Source organism: Candidatus Bandiella numerosa (assembly GCF_021811875.1).
GTDB lineage: Bacteria > Pseudomonadota > Alphaproteobacteria > Rickettsiales > Midichloriaceae > Aquirickettsia > Aquirickettsia numerosa_A.
Map to the genome: position 1 here is coordinate 1 of NZ_JAJBJD010000031.1, position 8798 is coordinate 8798.

Annotated in this window: 7 protein-coding genes and 1 pseudogene; 5 read left to right on the plus strand and 3 right to left on the minus strand. The window is 30.6% G+C overall.

The window, feature by feature from the left end; genetic code table 11:
• The 3 genes from L8D11_RS01980 to L8D11_RS01990 form a co-directional block, all read left to right on the plus strand.
• Nucleotides 1–228 (plus strand): hypothetical protein (locus tag L8D11_RS01980; RefSeq protein ID WP_236870003.1); only part of this gene is annotated, 228 nt, incomplete at its 5' end.
• Nucleotides 229–248: 20 nt separating this feature from the next.
• Complete coding sequence (locus L8D11_RS01985; protein WP_236870004.1) at nt 249–989, plus strand: 3-deoxy-manno-octulosonate cytidylyltransferase; 741 nt, start codon at nt 249–251, stop codon at nt 987–989.
• Nucleotides 976–1704, plus strand: coding sequence for a lysophospholipid acyltransferase family protein (locus L8D11_RS01990; RefSeq protein WP_236870005.1), 729 nt, complete (start codon nt 976–978; stop codon nt 1702–1704). The genes L8D11_RS01985 and L8D11_RS01990 overlap by 14 nt, the downstream gene beginning before the upstream one ends.
• Before the next feature lie 31 nt (nt 1705–1735).
• Here the strand turns inward: L8D11_RS01990 and L8D11_RS01995 are convergent, their stop codons facing one another.
• The 3 genes from L8D11_RS01995 to miaB form a co-directional block, all read right to left on the minus strand.
• Entirely contained in the window at nt 1736–2602 is an 867-nt protein-coding gene (locus L8D11_RS01995) for a tol-pal system YbgF family protein (protein WP_236870006.1), read from the minus strand.
• Nucleotides 2603–2608: 6 nt separating this feature from the next.
• On the minus strand, nt 2609–5134 hold the full coding sequence (gene leuS / locus L8D11_RS02000; RefSeq protein ID WP_236870007.1) for a leucine--tRNA ligase: 2526 nt from the start codon (nt 5132–5134) through the stop codon (nt 2609–2611).
• A 78-nt stretch (nt 5135–5212) separates the two neighbouring features.
• Nucleotides 5213–6538, minus strand: a complete 1326-nt coding sequence (gene miaB, locus L8D11_RS02005; protein ID WP_236870008.1) for a tRNA (N6-isopentenyl adenosine(37)-C2)-methylthiotransferase MiaB — start codon at nt 6536–6538, stop codon at nt 5213–5215.
• 212 nt (nt 6539–6750) lie between these two features.
• Here miaB and L8D11_RS02010 point away from each other — a divergent pair, with 212 nt between their 5' ends.
• Both L8D11_RS02010 and L8D11_RS02015 read left to right on the plus strand, forming a co-directional pair.
• Complete coding sequence (locus L8D11_RS02010) at nt 6751–7968, plus strand: pyridoxal phosphate-dependent aminotransferase (RefSeq protein WP_236870009.1); 1218 nt, start codon at nt 6751–6753, stop codon at nt 7966–7968.
• Between the two features lie 229 nt (nt 7969–8197).
• Nucleotides 8198–8659: pseudogene (locus tag L8D11_RS02015) on the plus strand (helix-turn-helix domain-containing protein); the annotation flags it as partial.
• Nucleotides 8660–8798: the final 139 nt, after the last annotated feature.

The window sequence follows — 8798 nt, forward strand, 5'->3', positions numbered from 1 at the left end:
TTTCTTGAATTCCTATTATTCTATCAGCTTTTATACCAAACTTATCGTTCTTCTTTATATGAATCTAATTTTTTAAATCCATTTATTGCATATCTTCCTTGCTTTGCATTTATGCAACGGCCTTTAATAGTAAAATTACAATTTAATACTAACAAAGAAAGAAAAATTCTTAATACCCAGGATATACAAAATATAGTTAATGATGTATATAATCAGATGATTAATTGATTATATATTTAAGAATTAAAATGAAAAGTAACAGTACTGTCATTATTATACCAGCACGTTTAGGTGCAATTAGGCTACCCAAAAAGCCCTTGATAGATATTGATGGCACTCCTATGATTATCAGAGTTCATAATCAAGCAGTAAAAGCAAATATTGGTAAAGTCGTGATTGCTGGATGTGATGGTGAGCTTGAAAACCTAATTCGTTCATATAATTTCAACTACGTTCATACGGACCCCAAGCTTGCATCTGGTACAGATAGAGTATATGCTGCGTATCAAAATCTAGGAGAAAAATTTGATAATATTATTAACCTTCAAGGTGACATGCCTCATGTAAACCCAAATACAATTATCAAGGTAAACGATATTTTAAATGATACCAAAAATGCCGATATAGAGATAGCAACTGCAGCAACTAGACTTGATAATGATGACAATATTGCAATTGAAGATATGAATATTGTTAAAGTGATAAAAACTGCTCAAGACATTGCATTATATTTTACTAGGCACTCAATTAAATTAAGTGAAAATTTCAAACATATTGGCATATACGGCTTTAGACCCATATCTCTTAGTAAATTTATATCTTTACCACAATCGATGTTAGAGAAAGATGAGAGGTTAGAACAACTAAGAGCTTTGGAAAATAATATGAAGATTAAGGTTGTGATAACGGAAGACCCTAATATTAGCATTGATACTAAGGAGGATTTATTAAAATCTAAAAAATACCTGCAGGAGTATGAAAAAATCTAAATCTATATCAATTCATATAAGGTCTCTAATTTTTAACATTTTTTTGCCTATTTGGACTATTTTTATTTCAACATTGCTATCGCCATTAATATTTTTTAAAAATCCAAAAATTATGTCTGCTTTAGGAATTAGTTGGTCATATATTACAATATTTGCTTTAAGAATAATTTGTGATATTAAAATTGAAGTTCAGGGAGCCCATAATTTACCAAAATCACCTTACATCATTGCTTGCAAGCATCAATCTGCTTTAGAAACGGCTTTTTTTCAGCAATATTTAAAATTTCCAGTTTATGTTATAAAAAAAGAGTTATTAAAAATACCATTTTATGGGTGGTTTTTGAAACATATGGGGATGATAGCAATTGATAGAAAAGGTGGAATCTCTGCTTTAAAGCAAATGCTACGAGATTGCGAGAAAAATTTAAATCAAAATAGAAGCATTATCATATTTCCAGAAGGCACCAGGGTTATGCCACTTGAATCAGTTGAATACCATGCAGGTATTTTAGCAATAAAAAAGAAATTTCCAAAGACACCAATTATTCCTATCGCACTTAATTCAGGTCTATTTTGGCCAAAAAATTCATGGTTTAAATATCCTGGTACTATGACATTTAAAATATTACCTGAGCTTGATAAAAACCTAGATAATAACAATACTTTGCATGAATTAAAGAAAATTATTGATGAAAATAGCGCTTCATTACTTTAGTAAAAATTCAATATATTAGCTTGAGAGTCAATTAATATCTTGCCTTACACTTTGCTGTATTTTCCACCTCACTTAGTGTTTGCTTTATCAAAAATTGTTCATCACGATAATTGCTATGAATGTAATGAGCAACTTTGCAAGCTTTGTCATAGCTTCCAATCTTTGAAAGGCTTTTTGCTAGCATTGTTAAATTATTTAGCGTTCTTGCCCCCCGATCAAATTGAAAGCCTTTTAGATAATTAACCGCAGCTGCAGTGTAATTTTTTCTTTGATACTGGATTTCCCCTAAATAAAAATATACATTTGAGTTTAAGACACTATTGGGATATGTTTTTATAAATTTCTTAAATTCTAAAATTGTAGCGTCAAAATTTTTATTTTTTAATGACTTTACTATAGTCTGATATTCATCGGTTTCCTTTTTTGAAGCTTGAGCATCCTCAAATTTATTATCAGAATTAGAATTTGCACCTACTGGGCTATCTAATTGAGAATCAATCAAATTTAAAATCTGTTTATTATTATTTTGTTCATCAATTTCACTTTCTAGATTATTTAACTTATCACCCAAATTTTGAACTTTGTTATCTAAATCATTTCTTATAGATTTCAATTCTTTTATTACATATTCCATTTCCTTTCTGAGCAATTTCACCTGTTCTGCAAGCTCATCATCTTGGAGTGTAGTCACAACATTAGGTTTATTTTTTAGATCTTGAAGATTAAAAATGTATTGTTGCAACTTATCTATTTGTTGTTGTTGCATATCATCGATTTGTTGCTTCAGCTCAGTTGCACTTTTTTTATGATTTTCGTCTGTACTCTGCTCAGAAAACGAAAAATCCACAAATGAATTGACAGCACACAAAGCTATAATAAGAGTAGTTAATTTATGCATCCCCACTTAAACCACGAAATTAATTATTCTATTTTTAATATATATTAATTTTTTAATACTGACATTAAATAAATATTTATCAAGTGTTTTGATTGATTTTACCTTGTTTAATGCATCTTCTTTTTCACAATCAAGTGGTAGATCTATAAATGCTCTTGTTTTTCCATTAATCTGAATTGTTACTTTTACTAATTCATTTATTAGTAAATTTTGATTTGCAACTGGCCAATGATCAACATAAACACTACTATTTTTTCCAAGCATTGAATATAATTCTTCAGCAATATGAGGAGTAAAAATTGATAACATTTTGATCAAAATAATTAAGGACTCTTCTGTAATATCATTAGAATAATTATTAGCAAAAAGCTCATTAGTTAATTTTCTAATTTCAGCTATTGCTTTATTAAAAGTAAAATTTTCCAAATTCAACGTTACTGAATGAATGATTTGATGGAGAAATTTTTTAAATTTACTTTCCTTTTCACCATCTATATTAGAGTCTTCTCTTTTATTAATAACAAAATTTTGAACAAATTTATAAAGAGAATTTAAATATCTATAACTTCCCTCAATACCTTCATCAGACCATTCTAGATCTCTAGTTGGTGGAGAATCAGAAAGAAGAAATAATCTTACAGAATCCGCACCGTATTTTTTTATAATATCACTTGGATCTATGGTATTTTTTTTAGATTTACTCATTTTTTCAATACGTCCATCCTGTGCAACTTCATTACTACCCTTTATAATCCATTTATCATCCTTTTTAAAAACTTGATCTGGGCTTAGCCAATTATTACTGGCGTCTTTAAACGTTTTATGACAAATCATCCCTTGCGTTAATAGCCCTACAAATGGCTCATCAATGTCAAAGTATTTACAATCCCTCAAAGCCTTGGTAAAGAAGCGAGCATATAATAAGTGCAAAATTGCATGCTCAATTCCCCCGATATATTGATTTACTGGCAACCATTTTTCCACAATTTTTTTATCAAATGCTATTTGTTTTTCAAGACTACAAAATCTAGCAAAATACCAAGATGATTCAAAAAAAGTATCAAATGTATCTGTTTCTCTATTTGCATCACCGCCACATTTGTGGCACTTTACATTTTTCCATGTTGGATGATTATCGAGAGGATTGCCCTTATTTTTAAATGATATATCTTGAGGTAAGCTAATGGGCAAATGTTCTTTTAACTCTGGAATAACACCACAGTTTTTACAATATATAGTTGGAATAGGACAACCCCAATATCTTTGCCTAGATATACCCCAATCCTTTAGTCTGAACGTGATTTTCGTTTTGCCTATATTATCTAATTTTAATTTTTCTAATATTTTTATTTTTGCATCTTCTGTGGTTAAATTATCTAAAAAATCAGAATTAATAATTTTACCCAAAGTGTCGGTATATGGTAGCAATATTTCTAAATTGTTTGTATTAGCTAATACTTGTAAAATTTCTAAATCATATTTTATTGCAAATTCATAATCTCTTTCGTCGTGAGCTGGGCAACCAAATACAGCTCCAGTGCCATAATCTGATATTACATAATTTGCTATAAACATTGGCAATTTTTTACCTTTAATGTATGGATGATCCACATAATACTCTGTAAAAAAGCCCAATTTTTCAATACATTCATCGATACTTCCTGATTCAGAATCTGATTTACATTGGTTTATAAATTGTGTTTTTTCATCTGAATCTGGAATATTTTTTACAAACTCATGATCATGCGATATACAAATAAAAGTAGCACCAAATATAGTTTCTGGCCTTGTTGAAAAAACTAAAATGCTCTCATTTAGATTATGAACTTTGAAATTAATCTCTGCTCCACTTGATTTTCCAATCCAATTTTTTTGCATAATTTTCACCTTATCAGGCCAATTTGGTAAATTATCCAAATCATTAAGTAACTCATCAGCATATTTGGTTATTTTTAAAAACCATTGTTTTAATTTTTTCTTCTGAATTTTTGCTCCTGATCTCCAGCCCTTACCATCAACAACTTGTTCATTTGCTAAAACTGTGCAATCAATAGGGTCCCAATTTACTATAGATTCTTTTTGATAAGCCAAACCCGCATCTAAAAAATCAATAAACATTGCTTGTTCATGTTTATAATAATCAGGTTGAGAAGTGTTTATTTCCCTGCTCCAGTCATAGGAAAAGCCAAGTGAATTTAATTGCGCTTTCATTCCCTCAATATTTTTTATGGTCCAATCATTCGGATGCAATTTATGTTGAATAGCAGCATTCTCTGCTGGCAATCCAAAAGCATCCCAACCCATAGGGTGTAAAATGTTGAACCCTTGAGCCTTTTTATATCTAGCAATTGCATCTCCAATTGCATAATTTCTCACATGTCCCACATGGATATTTCCAGATGGGTATAAAAACATTTCTAAAACATAATATTTTTCTTTATCACTACTTTCATCCGTTTTATATAATTGAGAATTATCCCAAATTTTTTGCCATTTCTTCTCAATTTTTATGTGATTAAAATTTTCTGTCATTTTTTTTAATAGTTATGTAATTTTGAATAATAATTTATGATAGTGTTTACATCAATTTTTTGTAACCACAGTATTTTATTAATCTTTTATTTCTCCAATTAAGCTGTTTAACCCAGCTTCAGTAATATGCACCTTCTTTATCTCTCCTATAATACTATCATCTGTTTCAACAATAACAGATTGCAAATAGGGCGATTTTCCAATTATTTGCCTGCTATACTTTCCTGCTTTATCAAACATGACATCCATATCTTTCCCTATAAATTGTTTGTTAAATTCTAATTGCTGACTTCTTAATAAATCCTGTAAAATTGCTAGCCTTGCAGATTTAACTTCTTCCGGAACTTGATCTTCAACCATTGATGCAGGCGTACCTGGTCTTGGACTGTATTTGAATGAGTAACACTGTGCATAGCCAACTTGTTTAACTAAATCTAAAGTGTCTTCAAAATCTTTATCGCTTTCTCCTGGATATCCAACAATAAAATCAGAAGAAAAAGCAATGTCTGGCCTATGCTTTCTAAATTTATCAATAATCTGAAAATAAAAATCTCTAGTATGATCTCTATTCATACTTTTCAGTACTTTATCTGAGCCCGATTGTACTGGTAAATGCAAAAATGGCATGAGTTTTTCTTCCTCTGCATGAGCTATAAATAACTCATCGTTTATCATGTCTTTTGGATGTGATGTAGTATATCTTACTCTTTTCAATCCATCAATTTCACAGATTTTCTTTATAAACCACCCTAAATTTCTTATGGTATCGTCTTGATCAATGCCATGAAACGCACTTACATTTTGTCCCAATAAAGTAATCTCCTTTACTCCTTTTGAAATAAGGCCTATTGCCTCTCTGTAAATATCGGGTATTTTCCTAGAATACTCTTTGCCTCTAGTATATGGTACACAACAAAAATGGCAAAATTTATCACAACCCTCTTGTATTGTTAAAAAAGAGGAATGTCTTGGATTCTCTGGAAGGTTGATTTCATCAAATTTACTTTCTTCATCAAAATCCAAATCGATCACCCATTTTTCTTGTCTTTTAAATTTCTCCAATAACTTGGGCAAATTATGATATGATTGTGGGCCAACAACTATATCAACATTTTTGGCTCTTTTAAAAATCTGCTCACCTTCTGCTTGAGCTGTACACCCTGCAACGACAACAGTTGGCTTCGCTCCTAAATTATTTTTTTCGATCTTACCTAATTCAGAATATACTTTTTCTGATGCCTTTTCCCTTATATGGCATGTGTTTAAAATTATTAAATCTGCATTTTTTTCATCATGAATTAATGAGAAGCCATGAGGTTTTAGCAAATTTTCCATCTTCAATGAATCATAAACATTCATCTGGCAACCATATGTCTTAATGTACAAGTTTTTTTTACTTCGCATGACCCTTGGTATTGTTCTGCAATGAAATATACCAGATTATATGCTAAAATCTAGATATAATATTTGAAAAATATTGAAATGCCGAGCAGGGTATCCAATTTTTAATAAAGTTTTTTAGCACGAACAAACTCTTTGCTTTAAATTTTTCTAAAATTTTGTAGAGTGTAGTGTATAGTTAGTAAAAACTTGGTAGAATTATTCACGAGTAAAAAATGGACTTAAAAGCAAATTTAATATCAGAAAAGCTAAAATTAATTAAACCTTCCCCTACACTTGCCGTTACAATGAAAGCAAAGGCACTTAAGGCGGAAGGTAAAGATATAATTGGTTTAGGAGCCGGTGAGCCTGATTTTGATACTCCAGAAAATGTAAAACAAGCAGCCTATGTTGCTATTAAGTCCGGAAAAACAAAATACACGCCCGTAGACGGTATTCCAGAATTAAAAAAATCAATTATAAATAAATTTCAAAAAGAAAACAAACTAAATTATAACCCAGATCAGATTACTGTAGGATGTGGAGCCAAGCATGTAATATACAATATTATAGTTGCAACCATAAACCCAGATGATGAAGTTATTATACCAGCACCATATTGGGTATCCTATCCTGATATGGTATTAATAAATGGTGGCAAGCCAGTAATTGCAAAAACTTTTAGAAGTGAAAATTTTAAACTTACACCTGAGGTTTTGAGAAAAAACATAACAAATAGAACAAAGTTGTTAATTTTAAATTCGCCGAGCAACCCAACTGGGGCATGTTATTCAGAAAATGAATTAAAAGCCTTAGGTGATGTTTTAAATAATTACCCAAATATATACATCATTTCAGATGATATATATGAGCATATTAGATATCAAAATTATCAATACATAAATATTGCAAATATTAATGATGAGCTCAAAAATAGAACGTTTGTTGTTAATGGTGTATCAAAAGCCTACTCTATGACAGGTTGGAGAATTGGCTATGCTGCAGGTGATAAAGATGTAATCAAAGCAGTGGCAAAAATTCAATCTCAAAGTACATCAAACCCCTGTTCTATTAGCCAATATGCATCAGTAGAAGCTTTAAGTGAAAATTCTTATGAATTTATAGAAAAAAGCAAATTAATTTTCAAAGAAAGGCGTGACCTAGTAATCGAAAAACTAAATAAGATATCTGGTATTCAAACTGATATTCCTGATGGGGCGTTTTATATCTTTCCTAGTTGCGAAGAACTGATTGGTAGAAAAACTCCTTCTGGTATGCAAATAAAAAATTGTACCGATTTTGCACAATATTTACTCGAGGAAGTTTTGGTAGCTGTTGTTCCTGGAATCGCTTTTGGTGCCGAAAACTTTTTTAGAATTTCATACGCAACTTCAGATCAAAATCTTCTAGAAGCCTGCAAAAGAATCAAAAAAGCTTGTGAAAAACTTATCTAGAAACGTAAAATCGAAATTTTATATATAAAGGAAAAAGTTTTTATCATATATACTAATTAGTATTTGACAATAATTGAAATAGATAATACTAAGCGTTACACAGTAATACTTCATAATAACCAGTACTTGTCATATTAGGCATCTCAAGACTGTTTTTCTGTAATAGTTAAGATATCAGCTGACAGACACCTTAAAAAACATTAATATAAAATAAAATATAGGTGTCAAAATGAATAATATAGAAAAGAAAATAATAAAACCAAAATTGGGATTATTAGAGTTGGCAAAGCAGCTGGGTAATGTGTCATCAGCATGCAAGGCTATGGGATATAGCCGAGACACATTTTATAGGTTTAAGGAAATGTATGAAAAGAACGGAGAAGAGGGGCTAAGGGAGTTAAGTAGAAATGTGCCAAATATAAAGAATAGAGTAGCCGAGAGCGTGGAACAAGCATGTGTGGAGATGGCAATAGAATATCCAGCATATGGTCAGGAAAGAGCGATGAACGAACTAAAAAAGAAGGGGATTATCATCTCAGCTGGAGGAGTAAGGAACGTATGGAAGAGGCATGATCTTGAGACATTTAGAAAAAGGCTTAAGGCGCTAGAAGTAAAAGTTGCGCAGGAAGGTATAATTCTAACAGAAGAACAATTGCAAGCTTTAGAAAGAAAAGATGCTTTAAAACAGGCTAATTGAGAAATAGTATAGTGGACTGAAAAATCAAGACAAAATTTTGAGAATTTTGCTTCCTATTATTAAGCAGCATTTTTCAATGCCTCTAAATAAACATTCATGGGCTTTTTATAGCCAATGCTAGAATGAAATCTTT

Excerpts from the sequence above, each read along its gene's own strand:
- L8D11_RS01985 (WP_236870004.1), top strand. The coding sequence starts at position 249 with ATGAAAAGTAACAGTACTGTCATTATTATACCAGCACGTTTAGGTGCA.
- L8D11_RS01990 (WP_236870005.1), top strand. The coding sequence starts at position 976 with ATGAAAAAATCTAAATCTATATCAATTCATATAAGGTCTCTAATTTTT.
- L8D11_RS01995 (WP_236870006.1), bottom strand. The coding sequence starts at position 2,602 with ATGCATAAATTAACTACTCTTATTATAGCTTTGTGTGCTGTCAATTCA.
- leuS (WP_236870007.1), bottom strand. The coding sequence starts at position 5,134 with ATGACAGAAAATTTTAATCACATAAAAATTGAGAAGAAATGGCAAAAA.
- miaB (WP_236870008.1), bottom strand. The coding sequence starts at position 6,538 with ATGCGAAGTAAAAAAAACTTGTACATTAAGACATATGGTTGCCAGATG.
- L8D11_RS02010 (WP_236870009.1), top strand. The coding sequence starts at position 6,751 with ATGGACTTAAAAGCAAATTTAATATCAGAAAAGCTAAAATTAATTAAA.